The organism is Chromobacterium sp. FG22, from assembly GCF_057809415.1.
Genome location: NZ_JBMDJX010000001.1, coordinates 95682 through 112109 on the forward strand (window position 1 = coordinate 95682; position 16428 = coordinate 112109).

At 63.8% G+C, this 16428-nt stretch carries 19 protein-coding genes; 13 read left to right on the forward strand and 6 right to left on the reverse strand.

The genetic code is table 11. The features are described from left to right. Positions 1-90: 90 nt before the first annotated feature. Complete coding sequence (locus ACODSD_RS00430) at positions 91-984, forward strand: LysR family transcriptional regulator (RefSeq protein WP_107801005.1); 894 nt, start codon at positions 91-93, stop codon at positions 982-984. Here ACODSD_RS00430 and ACODSD_RS00435 read toward each other — a convergent pair whose 3' ends face one another. The 4 genes from ACODSD_RS00435 to ACODSD_RS00450 are packed head-to-tail and all read right to left on the reverse strand — an operon-like array spanning position 985 to position 2842. Further along, entirely contained in the window at positions 985-1545 is a 561-nt protein-coding gene (locus ACODSD_RS00435; RefSeq protein WP_235085876.1) for an RDD family protein, read from the reverse strand. Further along, the gene (locus ACODSD_RS00440; protein WP_227105570.1) at positions 1532-1921 is read right to left on the reverse strand and encodes a DUF3106 domain-containing protein; all 390 of its coding nucleotides are present in this window, start codon (positions 1919-1921) and stop codon (positions 1532-1534) included. Before ACODSD_RS00440 ends, ACODSD_RS00435 begins: the two co-directional genes overlap by 14 nt. Then, positions 1914-2279 carry a DUF3619 family protein gene (locus ACODSD_RS00445; RefSeq protein ID WP_488876566.1) on the reverse strand — a complete coding sequence of 122 codons (366 nt, stop codon included), beginning with the start codon at positions 2277-2279 and terminating at the stop codon, positions 1914-1916. The genes ACODSD_RS00440 and ACODSD_RS00445 overlap by 8 nt, the downstream gene beginning before the upstream one ends. After that, positions 2276-2842 carry an RNA polymerase sigma factor gene (locus tag ACODSD_RS00450; RefSeq protein WP_107801001.1) on the reverse strand — a complete coding sequence of 189 codons (567 nt, stop codon included), beginning with the start codon at positions 2840-2842 and terminating at the stop codon, positions 2276-2278. The genes ACODSD_RS00445 and ACODSD_RS00450 overlap by 4 nt, the downstream gene beginning before the upstream one ends. A 195-nt stretch (positions 2843-3037) precedes the next feature. On the opposite strand from ACODSD_RS00450, the gene ilvB reads away from it, so the two are divergent. From ilvB to ilvC, 3 genes are read left to right on the forward strand one after another with little or no spacing between them, the layout of a single operon-like run. Continuing rightward, positions 3038-4804, forward strand: coding sequence for a biosynthetic-type acetolactate synthase large subunit (gene ilvB / locus ACODSD_RS00455; RefSeq protein ID WP_107801000.1), 1767 nt, complete (start codon positions 3038-3040; stop codon positions 4802-4804). Between the two features lie 11 nt (positions 4805-4815). Next, positions 4816-5307, forward strand: a complete 492-nt coding sequence (gene ilvN / locus ACODSD_RS00460; protein ID WP_019101853.1) for an acetolactate synthase small subunit — start codon at positions 4816-4818, stop codon at positions 5305-5307. 59 nt (positions 5308-5366) lie between these two features. Further along, complete coding sequence (gene ilvC / locus ACODSD_RS00465) at positions 5367-6383, forward strand: ketol-acid reductoisomerase (protein ID WP_048407995.1); 1017 nt, start codon at positions 5367-5369, stop codon at positions 6381-6383. Between the two features lie 128 nt (positions 6384-6511). On the opposite strand, the gene asd is transcribed toward ilvC, so the two are convergent. Beyond that, positions 6512-7354 (reverse strand): archaetidylserine decarboxylase, encoded by an 843-nt coding sequence (gene asd, locus ACODSD_RS00470; protein ID WP_488876567.1) that lies wholly within the window; start codon positions 7352-7354, stop codon positions 6512-6514. 235 nt (positions 7355-7589) lie between these two features. On the opposite strand from asd, the gene ACODSD_RS00475 reads away from it, so the two are divergent. From ACODSD_RS00475 to ACODSD_RS00505, 7 genes are all read left to right on the forward strand, one after another. Beyond that, the gene (locus ACODSD_RS00475; RefSeq protein WP_235085884.1) at positions 7590-9398 is read left to right on the forward strand and encodes a 2-isopropylmalate synthase; all 1809 of its coding nucleotides are present in this window, start codon (positions 7590-7592) and stop codon (positions 9396-9398) included. 297 nt (positions 9399-9695) lie between these two features. After that, on the forward strand, positions 9696-10334 hold the full coding sequence (bioD, locus tag ACODSD_RS00480; protein ID WP_107800998.1) for a dethiobiotin synthase: 639 nt from the start codon (positions 9696-9698) through the stop codon (positions 10332-10334). A 240-nt stretch (positions 10335-10574) separates the two neighbouring features. Then, positions 10575-11627, forward strand: coding sequence for a cytochrome c oxidase subunit II (gene coxB / locus ACODSD_RS00485; RefSeq protein WP_253313900.1), 1053 nt, complete (start codon positions 10575-10577; stop codon positions 11625-11627). 38 nt (positions 11628-11665) lie between these two features. Next, positions 11666-13303, forward strand: a complete 1638-nt coding sequence (gene ctaD, locus ACODSD_RS00490; protein ID WP_107800996.1) for a cytochrome c oxidase subunit I — start codon at positions 11666-11668, stop codon at positions 13301-13303. Positions 13304-13313: 10 nt separating this feature from the next. After that, a complete protein-coding gene (locus ACODSD_RS00495; RefSeq protein WP_235085890.1) occupies positions 13314-13871 on the forward strand; it encodes a cytochrome c oxidase assembly protein in 558 nt (185 codons plus the stop codon). Then, on the forward strand, positions 13868-14044 hold the full coding sequence (locus ACODSD_RS00500; RefSeq protein ID WP_081544914.1) for a DUF2970 domain-containing protein: 177 nt from the start codon (positions 13868-13870) through the stop codon (positions 14042-14044). Before ACODSD_RS00495 ends, ACODSD_RS00500 begins: the two co-directional genes overlap by 4 nt. Before the next feature lie 21 nt (positions 14045-14065). Then, a complete protein-coding gene (locus ACODSD_RS00505) occupies positions 14066-14929 on the forward strand; it encodes a cytochrome c oxidase subunit 3 (RefSeq protein WP_227105548.1) in 864 nt (287 codons plus the stop codon). 57 nt (positions 14930-14986) lie between these two features. Here ACODSD_RS00505 and ACODSD_RS00510 read toward each other — a convergent pair whose 3' ends face one another. Further along, positions 14987-15184: a DUF2909 family protein gene (locus tag ACODSD_RS00510; protein WP_019102806.1), complete on the reverse strand. Its 198-nt coding sequence runs from the start codon at positions 15182-15184 to the stop codon at positions 14987-14989. Between the two features lie 91 nt (positions 15185-15275). On the opposite strand from ACODSD_RS00510, the gene ACODSD_RS00515 reads away from it, so the two are divergent. Beyond that, a complete protein-coding gene (locus ACODSD_RS00515; protein WP_253313902.1) occupies positions 15276-15905 on the forward strand; it encodes an SURF1 family protein in 630 nt (209 codons plus the stop codon). Continuing rightward, a complete protein-coding gene (locus ACODSD_RS00520) occupies positions 15889-16416 on the forward strand; it encodes a hypothetical protein (RefSeq protein WP_107800992.1) in 528 nt (175 codons plus the stop codon). The genes ACODSD_RS00515 and ACODSD_RS00520 overlap by 17 nt, the downstream gene beginning before the upstream one ends. Positions 16417-16428 lie beyond the last annotated feature (12 nt).

Consider the following 16428-nt stretch of genomic DNA (forward strand, 5'->3'; position numbering starts at 1 on the left):
TCGCAGCGGCGAGCTGCAAGGCCAGTCTAGGCAAAAATCATTTATGTAAATAGACTTAAAATATCGAATTCAAATTCCAAAAATGAAATCATGCTGGATGATCTGCAGTTGTTCGTGAGCATTGTCGACGCCGGCAGCCTGAATGCCGCCGCTCGGCGGCTGGGCGTGCCCACCGCCACCCTGTCGCGGCGCTTGCAGGCGCTGGAGCGGGAGTTGGGCTGTCGCCTGCTGCACCGCAGCGCGAGGCGGATGGAGCTGACGGCGGAAGGCGGGCAGTACTACGAGCAATGCCGGCCCTTGCTGCAATCGCTGAGCCAGACCGCCGCGTCGCTGGCCGATTCGCTGCACCAGGTCAAGGGCGTGCTGCGGGTGCTGTCGCCGCTGAGCCTGGGCAACGACGTCCTGGTGCCGGTGTGGCGGCGGATGCTTAGAGACTATCCTGACTTGCGCTTGGAGCTGCATCTGAACAACGCCATCGACGACCTGCTCAGCGGCATGGCGGACCTGGCCTTGCGGGTAGGGGAGCAGCCGGACTCCAGCTTGAACCAAAGACGGCTGGGCTGGGTGCGCACTTTGCTGGTGGCCGCGCCGGCCTATCTGGCGGCGCAAGGCGAGCCGCGGACGCCGGAGGCGCTGGCGCGTCACGCCTTGCTGGTGGCGGAGCCGTTCGAGCGCTGGCATTTGCGGCGCCGGGACGACGGCGCGGAATGGGAGTTGCCGCCGCCGCGGCTGCGGGTCAACGATATGCTGCTGCCGCGCCGCTTGGCCGAGGCCGGCGTCGGCATTGCCGTCTGTCCCCATAGCCTGTGCCACCGTCAGTTGGCGGAAGGCGGCTTGCGGCAGGTCTTGGCCGGCTGGGAAATGCCGGCGCAGCCGGTGTATGCGGTATGGCCGCAACGGCGTTATCCGCCGGCGCGGGTGCGGGTCTTGCTGGACGTTCTGGCGGAGTTCGCCGAGACAGAGCCTTTGCTGGCGCGGGCTTAGTCAGCCCGGCGTGGGCTCGCCGCGCCGCTTCTTGCCCGGATGCGGCGGCTTGGGCAGCACGATCTGCCGGGTGCCGGCCAGTCTGTCGTGCAGGAAGAGTTTGTCGCGGTCGTAGAACTTGGCCAGGAAGGGCACCAGGCACCAGCTCAGCGCCAGCCACAGCGCCTGCGGCTGGTGGCCGTAGGCATTGGCCCAGCCGAGGTAGGACACCGCCGGCATGCCGACGAACAAGGTCAGGCCGATCAGGTAGCGCGCCGCCGCCTGCTTCCAGACAATGCCGCCGCCGCGGGCGTTGACCAGCTTGATGCGCCAGGTCTTCATCGCCACGGTCTGGCCGCTGCGCACCCAGCAATAGCCGAAGTAGCCGAATAGCGCGACGGCGAGCACACCTTTCAGCAGGGCCTTGAACAGCGGCCCCTGGCCGATCAGCGTTTGCAACGGCGTCAGCGCCGCGGTGACGGTGAGCAAGAGCGCGGCGACCAGCAGCAATTCGTAGAACAGGCTGGCCAGGCTGCGTTTCAGTGTCGGAGGAGTCAGGGCGGGGGCGTCAGCGGGAGGCATCTTGGGCTTTATGTTGTTGTTGCAGGCGCTGGATGGCCTGCCGGCGTTGTTCGGGCGGCATCTGCTGCAAGGCTTTCCAGTTGGCGCGGATTTCGTCGCGCTGCTGCTGGCTCAATTCGGACCAGGCTTTCAGCTTCTGTTGCACGCGCTGGCGCTGGGCCTCCGGCAGCTGTTGGAAGGACGGCACGATGGCCAGCAGATTCTGCTTTTTATACGGCGCGTAGCGGTCCCATTCCGTGGCCAGCGGCGCCAGCACCTGTTGCTGTTCCGCGCTCAACTGCGCCCAGCTGGGGTTGGCCGGCGGGCTGGCCTTGGCCGCCGGCGCCAGCAGCCCGCTCAGGCACAGGGCAAGCAGCAGGCGGCGGCCGCTATTCATGCAGGCCTCGGCTGAAATGCGGTTCCAGCAAGGCTTCGAAGGGCAGATCCTGCGCCAGCAGCGCGGCGTCCACCGCTTCTTCCTCCAGCAGCAGGTCTTCGGCCAGCATCATGCCGGCGCCGGTCAACAGCGCGAAGCCCAAGGCCAGGCCGCCGCGGCGGAGCGACAACACATGGCGTTGAGCCCACAGGCCCAGCCGCTCGCGCGGGGGCGCGGCGCCGGGGGAATGGGCGTCGAAGCGGCTCAGCGCGCGTTCGCGCGCCTGGCGCAGCTTGCGTTCCAGCGCGGGGTCGAGATCCCCGCTGGCGTGATCCAGCACGCGGGACACATGGCCGGGCAGGGGATTGGAAGGTTTCATAGCGTCACTCCCTTTTGCGCGAGGATGGCGGCCAGCGTGTGATTGGCGCGCGAGCAATGCGTTTTCACGCTGCCTTCCGAGCAGCCCATCACGCGCGCGGTGGCGGCGACATCCAGACCCTCCCAATAACGCAGCAAAAAGGCCTCGCGTTGACGGGCGGGCAGCAACTGCAGCGAGGCCTCGATCAACACGGCGGTTTCCTTGCGCGCGCACCACAGCTCGGGGTTGCTGTGCGCCTCGTCCGCGGCCACGTCCAGCACTTCCAGCGGGTCCGGGCCGTCCTCCTCCTCGCGGGCGGGAATCAGCGAAGACAGCAGCGTGCTGACGAAACGGCGCGCCTTGCTGCGGCGGTAGAAATCGCGGATGGTGTTTTGCAGGATGCGCTGGAAGATCAGCGGCAGTTCCGCCGCCGGGGCGTGCGGATAGCGATCCGCCAGTTTCATCATCGAGTCCTGCACGATATCCAATGCGCTGTCTTCGTTCTGGACCGCATACCACGCCTGCTTGAAAGCGCGTTTCTCCGCCGACTCCAGGAAGTCGGCCATTTCCTCGCGGCTAGCCATCGGATGAGAGTTTGAGTTGATGCCAACAGAAGATGGTAGCAGAGCGCCGCCGATTCGGCCAAGCCTGATTTTTTTCCTGAATTTACCGAGGCTTAGACGCATATTGCACCTGCACAAAAGCACTTGACCGGTTTCAAAGCAATACGCTAAGGTCGTCCGATACGGGATGAAACTAACGCAAAGACAAGAGGCGATATGCAGATATCGGGCGCGGAAGCGGTTGTCCGCTGCCTGCAGGAAGAAGGTGTCGAATTTGTTTTCGGCTACCCCGGCGGCGCGGTGCTGGAAATCTACGATGCCATTTTCCGGCAGGACAAATTCAAACATGTGCTGGTCAGGCATGAGCAGGCGGCGGTGCATGCCGCCGATGCCTACTCCCGTTCCAGCGACAAGGTGGGCGTGGCCCTGGTCACCTCCGGCCCCGGCGCGACCAATGCCGTGACCGGCATTGCCACCGCCTATATGGACTCCATCCCCATGGTGGTGCTGTCCGGCCAGGTGCCGTCTCCGGCCATCGGCCTGGACGCCTTCCAGGAAGTGGACATGGTGGGCATCACCCGCCCGTGCGTGAAGCACAACTTCCTGGTCAAGGACGTCAATGAAATAGCCGCCACCATCAAAAAGGCGTTCTACATCGCCAAGACCGGTCGTCCCGGTCCGGTGGTGGTTGACATCCCCAAGGACATCACCCAGCAGCGCACGGAATTCCAATACCCGGAAAGCGTGCATATCCGCTCCTACGTGCCGGCTACCCGCGGCCACCCGGGGCAGATCAAGAAAGCGGTGAACCTGCTGTTGGAAGCCAAGCGCCCCTTTATTTACGTGGGCGGCGGCGCGGTGCAGGGCAATGCCGCCGGCGAAGTGACCGAGCTGGTCAAATCGCTGGGCTTGCCGTGTACCAACACCCTGATGGGCCTGGGCGCCTATCCGGGTTCCGATCCGCAGTTCCTCGGCATGCTGGGCATGCACGGCACTTATGAAGCCAATATGGCGATGCAGTACTGCGATGTGCTGGTGGCCATAGGCGCGCGTTTCGACGACCGCGTGATCAGCGTGCCCTCGCACTTCCTCAGCCAGCCGAAGAAGATCATCCACATCGACGTGGATCCGTCCTCCATCTCCAAGCGGGTGAAGGCGGACATCCCCATCGTCGGCGACGTCAAGCATGTGCTGAAAGACATGCTGGACCTCTTGAAGCAATCCGGCCAGAAGCCGGACGCTCAAGCCCTGGCCGGCTGGTGGAAGCAGATTGAGGAATGGCGCGGCCACAACTGTTTGCTGTACACCCCGTCCACCGAGCTGATCAAGCCTCAGTACGTGGTGGAGAAGCTGTACGAAATCACCGGCGGCAAGGCCATCGTCACATCCGACGTGGGCCAGCACCAGATGTGGGCGGCGCAGTACTACAAGTTCGACAATCCCAAGCAGTGGCTGAACTCCGGCGGACTCGGCACCATGGGCTTCGGCCTGCCGGCGGCAATGGGCGCGCAACTGGCCAATCCGGACGCCACCGTCGCCTGCATCACCGGCGAGGGCTCGATCCAGATGAACATCCAGGAACTGTCCACCTGCAAGCAGTACCACACCCCGGTGAAGGTGCTGGCGCTGAACAACCGCTACCTAGGCATGGTGCGCCAGTGGCAGCAGTTCTTCTACGGCACGCGCTATTCCGAATCCTATATGGACGCCTTGCCGGACTTCGTCAAAATCGCCGAGGCTTACGGCCATATCGGCTTCAAGGTGGAAGACCCCGCCGACGTGGAGCCGGTATTGAAGGAGGCGTTCAGCCAGAAGCTGAAGGAGCGGCTGGTGTTCCTGGATTTCCGTACCGACCAGTCCGAGAACGTGTTCCCGATGGTGCAAAACGGCAAGGGCCTGGACCAGATGGACCTGCCCGAGCACATGAGCGAGGTGCAGAACGTGCCCTTCGAGAACAACCGTGACTACGGCAATATGTGTTGAGGCCAGCCGGTATGCGACATATCCTATCCATTCTTCTGGAAAACGAAGCGGGCGCATTGTCCCGCGTGGTGGGCCTGTTTTCGGCCCGTGCCTACAACATCGATTCGCTGACAGTGTCCACGACCGAGGACCCGACGCTGTCGCGCATGACTATCGTCACTCACGGTTCCGACGAAGTCATCGAGCAGATCACCAAGCAGCTCAACAAGCTGATCGAGGTGGTCAAGGTGATAGACCTCAATGAATCCGAGCACATCGAGCGCGAGCTGATGCTGATCAAGGTCCGCGCCACCGGCAAGGACCGCGAGGAGATGAAGCGCATGGCCGACATCTTCCGCGGACGCATCATCGACGTGACGGAAAAGACTTACACCATCGAGCTGACCGGTACGAGCGAAAAGCTCGGCGCCTTCATCGAGGCGGTGGACCGCACAGTGATCCTGGAAACGGTCCGTACCGGCGCATCCGGCATTGGTCGGGGTGAGCGGGTTCTGAAAATCTGAAGCAGGCGGGCGCCGGCCAAGGGCCGGGCCGCCTAAACAAACGAAATCAAGGATTGCAAATGAAAGTTTTCTACGACAAAGACGCTGACCTCTCCATCATCAAGGGCAAGAAAGTCGCCATCATCGGCTACGGTTCCCAGGGCCACGCCCATGCGCAGAACCTGAAAGACTCCGGCGTGGACGTCGTGGTGGGCCTGCGCAAGGACGGCGCTTCCTGGAAGAAGGCGGAAGCGGCCGGCCACAAGGTCAAGGAAGTGGCCGAGGCGGTGAAGAAGGCCGACGTGGTGATGATTCTGCTGCCGGACGAATCGCAGCCGGACGTCTACGGCAAGGACATCGCGCCCAATCTGAAGAAGGGCGCGGCGCTGGCCTTCGCCCACGGCTTCAACATCCATTACAACCAGATCGTGCCGCCGGCCGACGTCGACGTGATCATGGTGGCGCCGAAAGGCCCGGGCCACACCGTGCGCTCTGAATACCTGAAGGGCGGCGGCGTGCCGACCCTGATCGCGGTCTATCAGGACAAGTCCGGCAAGGCGCGCGACGTGGCGCTGTCCTACGCGGCGGCCAACGGCGGCACCAAGGGCGGCGTGATCGAGACCAATTTCCGCGAGGAAACCGAGACCGATCTGTTCGGCGAGCAGGCCGTGCTGTGCGGCGGCGCGGTGGAGCTGGTCAAGGCCGGCTTCGAAACCCTGGTGGAAGCCGGCTACGCGCCGGAAATGGCTTACTTCGAGTGTCTGCACGAGCTGAAGCTGATCGTCGACCTGATGTACGAAGGCGGCATCGCCAATATGAACTACTCGATCTCCAACAACGCGGAGTACGGCGAGTACGTGACCGGCCCGGAAGTGGTGACCTCCGCCACCAAGGACGCGATGAAGAAGGCGCTGTACCGCATCCAGTCCGGCGAATACGCGAAGATGTTCATCCTGGAAGGCAAGACCAACTATCCGAGCATGACCGCGCGTCGTCGTCTGACCGCTGATCACCCGATCGAGAAAGTGGGCGCCGAGCTGCGCGCGATGATGCCGTGGATCGCCAAGAACAAGCTGGTGGACCAGTCCAAGAACTGAGTCCGCGGGCTGCCGCATTAAGCAAAGCCGGGAGACTTCCCGGCTTTTTTGCGTTTGGACGGCGCGGACGCAAGGCCGGCCCATGAAAAACGGCGCCCTGGGCGCCGTTGCGTTTGGAGCGAGAGCCTTCAGTCGGCCATCGCCTCGCCCATGCGCACCGCGCCGGCGGCTTGCCAGGCGGGGTTGAAGCTCAGCGGGCCTTGCGGGAACAGCAAGACCACGGTGGAGCCCAGCAAGAAGCGGCCCATCTCCTCGCCCTTGGCCAGACGGATGTCCTGGTCGCGGTAGTCCCAGTGCCGGATCTGGCCCGGCCGCGGCGGATTGACCACGCCGTGCCAGACGGTGGCCATGCTGCCGACGATGGTGGCGCCCACCAGCACCAGCGCGAAGGGCCGGCCGTCCTGCCCCTCGAACAGGCAGACCACGCGTTCATTGCGCGCGAACAAGCGGTCCACGCCGCGGGCGGTGGCCGGGTTCACCGAATACAGCTCGCCCGGAACATAGCTCATCCGCAGCAGGCAGCCGTCGCAAGGCATGTGGATGCGATGGTAGTCGCGCGGGCTCAGGTAGATGGTGGCGAAATGGCCGTCGTCGAAACGGCGCGCCGATTCGGCGTCGCCGGCCAGCAGCGCCTGGGCGGAGTAGCTGCGGCCCTTGGCCTGGAAAATCTGCCCCTGTTCGATACGGCCGAACTGGCTGATGGCGCCGTCCACCGGGCACGCCAGCCGTTCGCTTGCGAGCGGGCGCGCGTCGGCGCGCAGGGCGCGGGTGAAGAAGGCGTTGAAGCTGGCGTAGGCGGAGGGATCGCTGGCGGCGGCTTCATTCATGTCCACCTGATAGCGGGCGATGAAGCGGCGGATGATCCATTGCGTCAGGCTGCCGCCTTCCCAGTTGGCGATGCGGCCCGCCAACCGGGTCATGGCCAGCTTGGGCATCAGATGTTGCAACAGCACGAACAGGCGTTCGGACACTGGTTTGTCCTCGATCAATCTGACTAAACCCAAGAGTATAACCGATCTGTCGGCGTCTGATCGCTTGCGCTTTGCTTAAAGCTTAGGCAATTGCCAGACAAAAATAGACATAATGTCCGATATTTTTGGCTTGGACATCGGGTGTAACGTTTTGATCACAGTTTTCAGCGTGCAGATTTGACTTTATGTCTTGCTTGCCGGTAGGCTGGATCAAAATTTGCTGCGGGAGCACATGATGCAATTGGACATTGAACGCTTGATTGCGGACTTCGGCGGGCCGGGACAGCTGGCTGAGGATCTGAATCGCTTGTTCGCCGATGAGCCGGTGACTCGGGCGGCGATATACAAATGGAGAGAACGCGGCAGCCTGCCATTGGCCCAGCTCAACAAGCTGGCGGTGATGGCGGCCAGCCAGGGTAAACGCTTCGATTTCAACGATTATCTGATCGGCGTCGGGACAGGCGCGGAAATTGCAATGCAGGGACCAGGGAGAAACAGCCAGATGGGCAATCGTCTTTATATATTCGACACCACCTTGCGCGACGGCGAGCAATCGCCGGGCGCATCGATGACCAAGGAAGAAAAGATCCGGATTGCCCGCCAGCTGGAGCGTCTGGGCGTGGACATCATCGAAGCCGGTTTCGCCGCGGCGAGCCCGGGCGACGCCGACGCCATCCACGCCATCGCCGAAGTGATCAAGGACTCCACCGTCTGTAGTCTGGCCCGCGCCAACGAGCGCGACGTCCGCGCCGCGGGCGAAGCGATCAAGCCGGCGGCGCGCGGCCGCATCCATACTTTCATCGCCACCAGCCCCATCCATATGGAGAAGAAGCTGCGCATGAGCCCGGACGAAGTGGTGGCGGCGGCGGTGGCGGCGGTGAAAATCGCCCGCGAATACACCGACGACGTGGAGTTCTCCGCCGAAGACGCGCTGCGCTCGGACATCAACTTCCTGGCGCGCATTTTCGGCGAAGTGATCAAGGCCGGCGCCACCACGCTGAACGTGCCGGACACCGTCGGTTACGCGGTGCCCTTCATCACCGAGGCTTTCTTCCGCGAATTGATCGCCAAGACGCCGGGCGGCGACAAAGTGGTCTGGTCCGCCCACTGTCACAACGATCTGGGCATGGCGGTGGCCAACAGCCTGGCCGCGGTGCTGGGCGGCGCGCGCCAGGTGGAATGCACCATCAACGGCCTGGGCGAGCGAGCCGGCAACGCCAGCCTGGAGGAAGTGGTGATGGCGGTGCGCACCCGCAAGGACGTGTTCGCGCTGGAAACCGGCATCGACGCCACCCAGATCGTGCCGGCCTCCAAGCTGGTGTCCACGGTGACCGGCTATCCGGTGCAGCCCAACAAGGCCATCGTCGGCGCCAACGCCTTCGCCCACGAGTCCGGCATTCATCAGGACGGCGTGCTCAAGCACCGCGAAACCTACGAGATCATGTCCGCCGAATCGGTGGGCTGGAGCACCAACCGTCTGACCCTGGGCAAATTGTCCGGCCGCAACGCCTTCAAGACCAAGCTGATCGAGCTGGGCATCGTGCTGGACAGCGAAGAAGCGCTGAACGCCGCCTTCGCCCGTTTCAAGGAGCTGGCGGACCGCAAGCGCGAGATTTTCGACGAGGACCTGCACGCGCTGGTGTCGGACGAGTTCAGCACCGTCCGCGAAGAGGATTACAAACTGGTGTCCTTGAAGATCGCCACCGAAACCGGCGAAGCGCCGGTGGCCTCCATCGTCTTCCTGGCGCACGGCGAAGAGCGCCGCGCCCAATCCAGCGGCTCCGGTCCGGTGGACGCCGCCTTCAAGGCGATTGAAAGCGTGGCCGCCAGCGGCGCGGAACTGGAACTGTACTCGGTGAACGCCATCACCAAGGGCACCGAATCCCAAGGCGAAGTGACGGTGCGCCTGGCGCGAGACGGCCGCATCGTCAGCGGCCTGGGCGCGGACACCGACATCATCGTGTCCTCGGCCAAGGCTTATCTGTCGGCCTTGAACAAATTGATGAACCAGGAGCAAAAGCTGAACGCACAAGCGCTGGTATGAGGTTTTCCGGCCGAGGCGGCCAGCGCGGCGCGTCGTCGACAAGGTTTTCCATCCCGTCCTTGTCGGCGTGCAGTCAGCGTTAGACCGTCCGGCCCAGGGAGTTCACTTTATCGAGTGTGAAGTCCATCAGGCCCACAAGGCCGACCCTTTTTGCCCCGGCTCACAAGGCCGCGCGGCGGACAGCCGACCCATGAGGTCGGCGTCGTTGCGCGGCGGAGCCGGGGTTTTTGCGTTTTACGCGCGGACGGGCCGGCGCTAGACTGCCAGCTCTCTCCTTCCCCATTACGGAAAGCGCCCATGTCCGCAGCCTTCTTCATCACCGGCACCGATACCGAAATCGGCAAGACCCACGTCGCCGTGCAATTGATCCGCCAATGGCAGGCCGAAGGCAAGCGCGTGCTGGCGATGAAGCCGGTGGCTTCCGGCTGCGAACTGCTGGCCGACGGCAGCTGGTGGAACGACGACGTGGCGCGGCTGACCGCCGCCACCGGCCAGTCCGATCTGGAACTGATGAACCCCTATCGATTCCTGCCGCCGGTGTCGCCGCATATCGCCGCGAGCGAGGCCGGCGTGGACATCCGGCTGGACGTGATCGTCGACCATTACCAGCAATTGGCCGCCTGCGCCGACGTGGTGGTGGTGGAGGCGGCGGGCGGCTGGATGGCCCCGCTGTCCGACCGGCTGTTCATGGCCGATATGGCCAAGGCCTTGCAACTGCCGGTGATTCTGGTGGTGGGCATGCGGCTGGGCTGCATCAACCACGCCTTGCTGACCGCGCGCGCGGTGCTGGACGCCGGCCTGCCGCTGGCCGGCTGGGTGGCCAATCGAGTGGTGCCGCAGCAACAGGCCTACGAGCAGAACCTGGAAACCCTGCAAAGACACATGCCGGCGCCGCTATTGCTGGAAGTGCCGCACCTGGCCGGCGAATCCAACTGAGCCGCCGGGCGCGGAACGACGCGCGCCGCGATTCCCATCCGTAATATTTTATTGCGTTGCCGCAAGACATTTTCTTGTTTTCCTTGACCTTTTTTTCTAGCATGCCATTAACCGGTCATGGGAATAGACCGGACCAGTCAGCACCATTTCATGTCAGTTGAGGATTTCTAGGGGGGCTCCATGTCCTGTATGCGCGTCCTTTGCTGTTGGCTGCCGATATCCTGCGCGTCAGCGGCCGAGTTGAATCTGCAAGCCCCCGTCACTCCCATTGCCCGCCAGCAATACGACCTGCACACCATGTTGCTGGTGATCACCTGCGTCATCTTCGCGCTGGTGTTCCTGGTGATGATGTACGCCATCGTCCGCCACCGCAAAGCCGCCGGCCATCAGGCCAAGCACTTCCATGAAAACACCACGGTGGAAATCATCTGGACGGTGATTCCGCTGCTGATCCTGATCGGCATGGCCTGGCCGGCCACCAAGGCGGTGTTGTCGCAGAAGAGCACGCGCGGCGAGGACATGACGGTCAAGGTCACCGGCTATCAATGGAAGTGGCGTTACGATTATCTGGACGATAATTTCGGCTTCATGAGCCATTTGTCCACGCCGCGCGAGGCCATCGCCAACGCCGCGGCCAAACCGGTCAATTACCTGCTGGAAGTGGACGAGCCGCTGGTGGTGCCCACCGGCAAGAAAGTGCGGCTGCTGCTGACCGCCAACGACGTGATCCACTCCTGGTGGGTCCCGCAGCTGGGCGTCAAGCAGGACGCGGTTCCCGGCTTTCTGCGCGACAGCTGGTTTCGCATAGACAAGCCCGGCACCTATCGCGGCCAGTGCTCCGAGTTGTGCGGCAAGGACCACGGCTACATGCCCATCGTGGTGGAGGCCAAGACGCCGGACGACTACGCCAAGTGGCTGGAAGCCAAGAAAAAGCAAATGGCCGCGGCGGCGGACGATCCCAACAAGGTGTGGACGCTGGCCGATCTGAAAGCCCGCGGCGAAAAGGTCTACGCCCAGAACTGCGTCGCCTGTCATCAGGCCAACGGCAAGGGCCTGCCCGGCGCCTTCCCGGCGCTGGACGGTTCCAAGATAGCCATCGCCGACAAGCCGGCGCACATCCACATCGTCTTGTTCGGCAGTCAGAAAAACCCGGCGATGCAAGCCTGGGGCAAGCAGCTGTCCGATACCGATATCGCCGCGGTGATCACCTATGAGCGCAACGCCTGGGGCAACCACACCGGCGAATTGGTGCAGCCCAAAGAGATCAAGGCGGCCCGCGGCGCCACCGGCTGAGGCCGGGAGCGGCGGCGAACCCATGCAAGGAGAGCGATATGGCAATTGTCGATGACGCCGGCCATGCCGGGCACGCGCCGGGGCATCACGAGCGCCCGCGCGGCATCATGCGCTGGCTGGCGGCCACCAACCACAAGGACATCGGTTCGATGTATCTGTGGTTCTCCTTCATCATGTTTCTGTCCGGCGGGGTGATGGCGCTGTGCATCCGCGCCGAACTGTTCCAGCCCGGCCTGCAGTTCTTCCAGCCGGAGCTGTTCAACCAGTTCACCACCCTGCACGGCCTGATCATGGTGTTCGGCGCCATCATGCCGGCCTTCACCGGCCTGGCCAACTGGATGCTGCCGCTGATGATAGGCGCGCCGGACATGGCTTTCGCCCGGATGAACAACTGGAGCTTCTGGCTGCTGCCGCCGGCGGCGCTGCTGCTCCTGCTGTCCTTCATCGTGCCCGGCGGCGCGGCGGCGGCCGGCTGGACGCTGTACGCGCCCTTGTCCACCCAGATGGGCATGGGCATGGACATGACCATCTTCGCCATCCACATCATGGGCGTCAGCTCCATCATGGGGTCGATCAACATCATCGTCACCATCCTCAATCTGCGCGCGCCGGGCATGACCATGATGAAGATGCCGATGTTCGCCTGGGCCTCGCTGATCACCGCCTATCTGATCATCGCGGTGATGCCGGTCCTGGCCGGCGTGGTCACCATGGTGTTGACCGACCGTCACTTCGGCACCCATTTCTTCAACGCCGCCGGCGGCGGCGACCCCATCCTGTATCAGCACGTGTTCTGGTTCTTCGGCCATCCCGAGGTCTACATCATGGCGCTGCCGGCCTTCGGCATCGTCAGCCAGGTGATTCCCACCTTCGCCCGCAAGCCCTTGTTCGGCTACGCCTCCATGGTTTACGCCACCTCCAGCATCGGCATCTTGTCCTTCATGGTGTGGGCGCACCATATGTTCGCCACCGGCATGCCGGCCACCGCCCAGCTGTTCTTCATGTACGCGACCATGCTGATCGCGGTGCCCACCGGGGTCAAAGTGTTCAACTGGGTGGCCACCATGTGGGAGGGCAGCATGACGTTTGAAACGCCCATGCTGTTCGCCATCGGCTTCATCCTGCTGTTCACCATAGGCGGCCTGTCCGGCGTCACCCTCAGCGTGGCGGCGGTGGACATCCAGCTGCACGCCAGCTACTACGTGGTCGCCCATTTCCATTACGTGCTGGTGGCCGGGGCGCTGTTCAGCCTGTTCTCCGCCATCTATTACTGGTTTCCCAAGATGACGGGCAAGATGTACCACGAGGGCCTGGGCAAGCTGCATTTCTGGTGGTCCTTGCTGTGGTTCAACGTCACCTTCTTCCCCATGCACTTCCTCGGCCTCGCCGGCATGCCGCGGCGGATTCCCGACTACGCGCTGCAATTCACCGAATTCAACCAGCTGGCCAGCATCGGCGCCTTCATGTTCGGCCTGGGGCAGTTGATCTTCCTCTACAACATCCTGCGCTCGCTGCGCCACGGCAAGCCCGCGCCGCAGCATCCGTGGGAGGGCGCCAATACGCTGGAGTGGGCGATTCCCACCCCGGCGCCCTATCACAGCTTCGCCGAAGCGCCGCAGCTGGAGGTGATCGAAAACGGCGTGGTGGTGTCCAGCACCGGCGGCGAGCACCACTGAGGACGATGCGATGGAAGCCGCCGCCAAGCAGGGTCGCAGCAACCGCCAGCTGATGAAGAAACTGGCGGTGGTGGCCTTGCTGATGTTCGTTTTCGCCTGGGGGCTGATCCCGCTGTACAAGGTGGTGTGCGAAGTCACCGGCCTCAACGACGTGGTCAAGGCGGACAGCCTGGACGACACGGCGACAAACGGCGGCGCGGCGGCGCACGAGGTGGACATGACTTTCGACGCCACGGTGCAGGCCGGCCTGCCGTGGCAGGTGCGGCCCTTGCAGACCCGGCTCAAGGTGAAGCCCGGCCAGTTCGTGCAAGTGGAGTACGAAATCACCAACGCCAGCGGTCAGCGGGTGGTGGGGCAGGCGATTCCACGCTATCTGCCCGCCGCCGCCGGCGAGTACGTCAAGAAGCTGGAGTGCTTCTGCTTCCGCCAGCAGGCCTTCGCGCCCGGCGAAACCAGACGCTTTCCGGTGGTGTTCGTCGTCGACAAGCGTTTGCCGGCCTCAATAGACAGCATCACGCTGGCCTATACCGTGTTTGACGTGCCGGGCAATGCGGGAGCGGGCTCATGAGGGCATGGCAAGGCGTGTTGGCGGTGTTGTCCGCCTTTTTCGGCGTGCGCCGCAAGGCGGACGCGCGCGAGGACAGCAAGCTCTCGCCGCTGCAGCTGATACTGACCGCGCTGCTGCTGGCGGCGACTTTTATCGGCGTGTTGCTATTGGTGGTGCGGCTGGCCACGTCCTAATCGGTGTGCAGGGAGAACGCAATGACGACAGCGAACGAGCGGGAACAGACGCATTACTTTGTGCCGCAGCCATCGCGCTGGCCGGCGGTGGGCGCGGTGGCGCTGTTCTGCCTGGGCTTGGGCGCGGCTTTCGCCGTCAACGGCCAGCCGCTGGGCAAGCTGTCGCTGGGCGTGGGCGCGCTGATACTGATCTATATGTTGTTCGGCTGGTTCGGCGATGTGATCCGCGAAAGCCGGCACGGCGACTACCAGGGCAAGGAAGACATGTCCTTCCGCTGGGGCATGGGCTGGTTCATCTTCTCCGAGGTGATGTTCTTCGGCGCCTTCTTCGGCGCCTTGTACTGGGTGCGGGTGGTGTCGGTGCCGACCTTGGGCGAGATGGACTACAAAATCTTGTACCCGGATTTCGAGCCGTCCTGGCCGCTGCTGACCGGGCCGGGCATCACCAAGCCCTATCAGGCGATGGGGGCCTGGGGCCTGCCGGCGCTGAATACCCTGATCCTGCTGAGTTCCGGCGCGATGGTGACCTGGGCGCATTGGGCGCTGCTGCAAGGCCGGCGCGCGCAATTGAAGCTGGGGCTGCTGTTGACCGTGTTGCTGGGCAGCTTGTTCCTCTGCCTGCAGATGTATGAGTACGGCCACGCGATGAGCGAGTTGAATCTGAGCCTGGCCTCCGGCGCTTACGGCATGACTTTCTTCATGCTGACCGGTTTTCACGGCCTGCACGTGCTCTTGGGCACCATCATTCTGGCGGTGGTGTGGCTGAGGGTGATGCGCGGGCATTTCGACGGCCAGCATCATTTCGCCTTCGAGGCGGCGGCCTGGTACTGGCACTTCGTCGACGTGGTGTGGCTGTTGCTGTTCGTCTTCGTCTACTGGCTGTGAACCGCGCGGCCGGACCAAAGGCCAGGGGCCGCGCCGGGACGAGGGCGGCCGGCTCGGCTAAGCTTGATGAGGGCGCCACCAGCCGAACAGCGCGCCCAGCAGCAAGAGCAGGAACAGGCCGATGGACAGGCCGATGCGCAAAGTGAGGGAGCGAACCAGACGTTGAGAGCCTTGATCGGACTTCAGCAGGCCGGTCAGGCCCCAGAACAGGGCAAGCACGATGCAGGCGAGCAAGAACAGAATGACAAGTTTCATTGCGGAATCCCCCGGTCGATTGGGCCGTCGATCTACAGCTTTGAAGTCTAGCGGCAAACGGCTGGTTTGGCTGTGTTTATTGGCCATGGCGGTGCTGCCTTTCTTTTTGGCGGCCTGGCAATGGCAGCGCGCGCAGGAAAAGTCCGAACTGTTGCGCTCGCTGACCAGCGCCATCGGCGTGCCGCCGGTCAGCCTGATTTATCGCGAGGCCCGCCCGCAGCCGGAATTCAGCCGGGTGGCGCTGCCCGGCGCGCAGCCGGCCGGCCCGGCCTTGCTGCTGGAAAACAGCTATCTGGGCGAGGTCAAGGGCCGGCGCATGCTGCAGCCCTGGCGGCTGGAAGACGGCGCGATGGCCCTGTTGGACCTGGGCTGGCTGGCCGACGGCGTGACGCCGCCCGCCGTCGATCCGAAAACGCTGACCTTGCGCGGACACTGGATGCCGCTGCCGCGCCACTTCGTGCTGCCCGGCGCGGTGGCCGGCGTGGAGGGCCGCGTCGACGCCATCGACATGGCCGCGCTGCGTCAGCGCTACCCCGGCCATTGGCATCAGGGCGTGGTGGTGCTGGAGCACTCGCCGGACCCGCTGCGGCATTGGCCGGTGCTGCCGGAGTTCATGCCGGAGCGCCATTACGCCTATGCGGCGCAGTGGCTGCTGCTGGGCCTGTTATTGCTGCTGTCCTTGCATTCGCTGAGGAGACGTTCCCATGAGCCGCGTCGATGAAGCGTCCCCCGAGCCGTCCCGGCGCCGCGGCCGGCTCAAGCTGCTGCTGATGGCGGCCATCTGCCTGGCGCCGGTGCTCGCCTCTTGGGCGGCTTACCGGCTGATGCCGCCGCAGGGCGGCAAGAGCTACGGCCAATTGTTGCCGACGCGGCCGTTCGCGTTGACCGGCGCGCAAGGATGGCCGCGCGGCAAATGGGTGCTGGCGGCCAGGATAGAACCGGGCTGCCAGACACGCTGCCAGCAGCGCTTTTTCGCGATGCGCCAGATCCAGCGTGCGCAGGGCGAGGCCGCCGGCCGTCTGACCCGGCTGGGCTGGCAGGAGAGCGCCGCGCACGAGGAGGTGGACGCCACCCACATCGTGCAAACCGCGCAGACGGACGTCGACGGCGGCGGCTACTATCTGGTGGACCCCTTGGGCAACCAGGTCTTGTTCTATCCCGACGCCGCCGATCCCAAGAAAGTGATCCAGGAAATAGGCCGCGTGCTGAAAACCAATAACGGCATCGGTTGAGCTTGTTAAGCC

Coding starts and splice junctions, on each gene's coding strand:
- ACODSD_RS00430 (WP_107801005.1), top strand. CDS start 91: ATGCTGGATGATCTGCAGTTGTTCGTGAGCATTGTCGACGCCGGCAGC.
- ACODSD_RS00435 (WP_235085876.1), bottom strand. CDS start 1,545: ATGCCTCCCGCTGACGCCCCCGCCCTGACTCCTCCGACACTGAAACGC.
- ACODSD_RS00440 (WP_227105570.1), bottom strand. CDS start 1,921: ATGAATAGCGGCCGCCGCCTGCTGCTTGCCCTGTGCCTGAGCGGGCTG.
- ACODSD_RS00445 (WP_488876566.1), bottom strand. CDS start 2,279: ATGAAACCTTCCAATCCCCTGCCCGGCCATGTGTCCCGCGTGCTGGAT.
- ACODSD_RS00450 (WP_107801001.1), bottom strand. CDS start 2,842: ATGGCTAGCCGCGAGGAAATGGCCGACTTCCTGGAGTCGGCGGAGAAA.
- ilvB (WP_107801000.1), top strand. CDS start 3,038: ATGCAGATATCGGGCGCGGAAGCGGTTGTCCGCTGCCTGCAGGAAGAA.
- ilvN (WP_019101853.1), top strand. CDS start 4,816: ATGCGACATATCCTATCCATTCTTCTGGAAAACGAAGCGGGCGCATTG.
- ilvC (WP_048407995.1), top strand. CDS start 5,367: ATGAAAGTTTTCTACGACAAAGACGCTGACCTCTCCATCATCAAGGGC.
- ACODSD_RS00475 (WP_235085884.1), top strand. CDS start 7,590: ATGCAATTGGACATTGAACGCTTGATTGCGGACTTCGGCGGGCCGGGA.
- bioD (WP_107800998.1), top strand. CDS start 9,696: ATGTCCGCAGCCTTCTTCATCACCGGCACCGATACCGAAATCGGCAAG.
- ctaD (WP_107800996.1), top strand. CDS start 11,666: ATGGCAATTGTCGATGACGCCGGCCATGCCGGGCACGCGCCGGGGCAT.
- ACODSD_RS00495 (WP_235085890.1), top strand. CDS start 13,314: ATGGAAGCCGCCGCCAAGCAGGGTCGCAGCAACCGCCAGCTGATGAAG.
- ACODSD_RS00500 (WP_081544914.1), top strand. CDS start 13,868: ATGAGGGCATGGCAAGGCGTGTTGGCGGTGTTGTCCGCCTTTTTCGGC.
- ACODSD_RS00505 (WP_227105548.1), top strand. CDS start 14,066: ATGACGACAGCGAACGAGCGGGAACAGACGCATTACTTTGTGCCGCAG.
- ACODSD_RS00510 (WP_019102806.1), bottom strand. CDS start 15,184: ATGAAACTTGTCATTCTGTTCTTGCTCGCCTGCATCGTGCTTGCCCTG.
- ACODSD_RS00520 (WP_107800992.1), top strand. CDS start 15,889: ATGAGCCGCGTCGATGAAGCGTCCCCCGAGCCGTCCCGGCGCCGCGGC.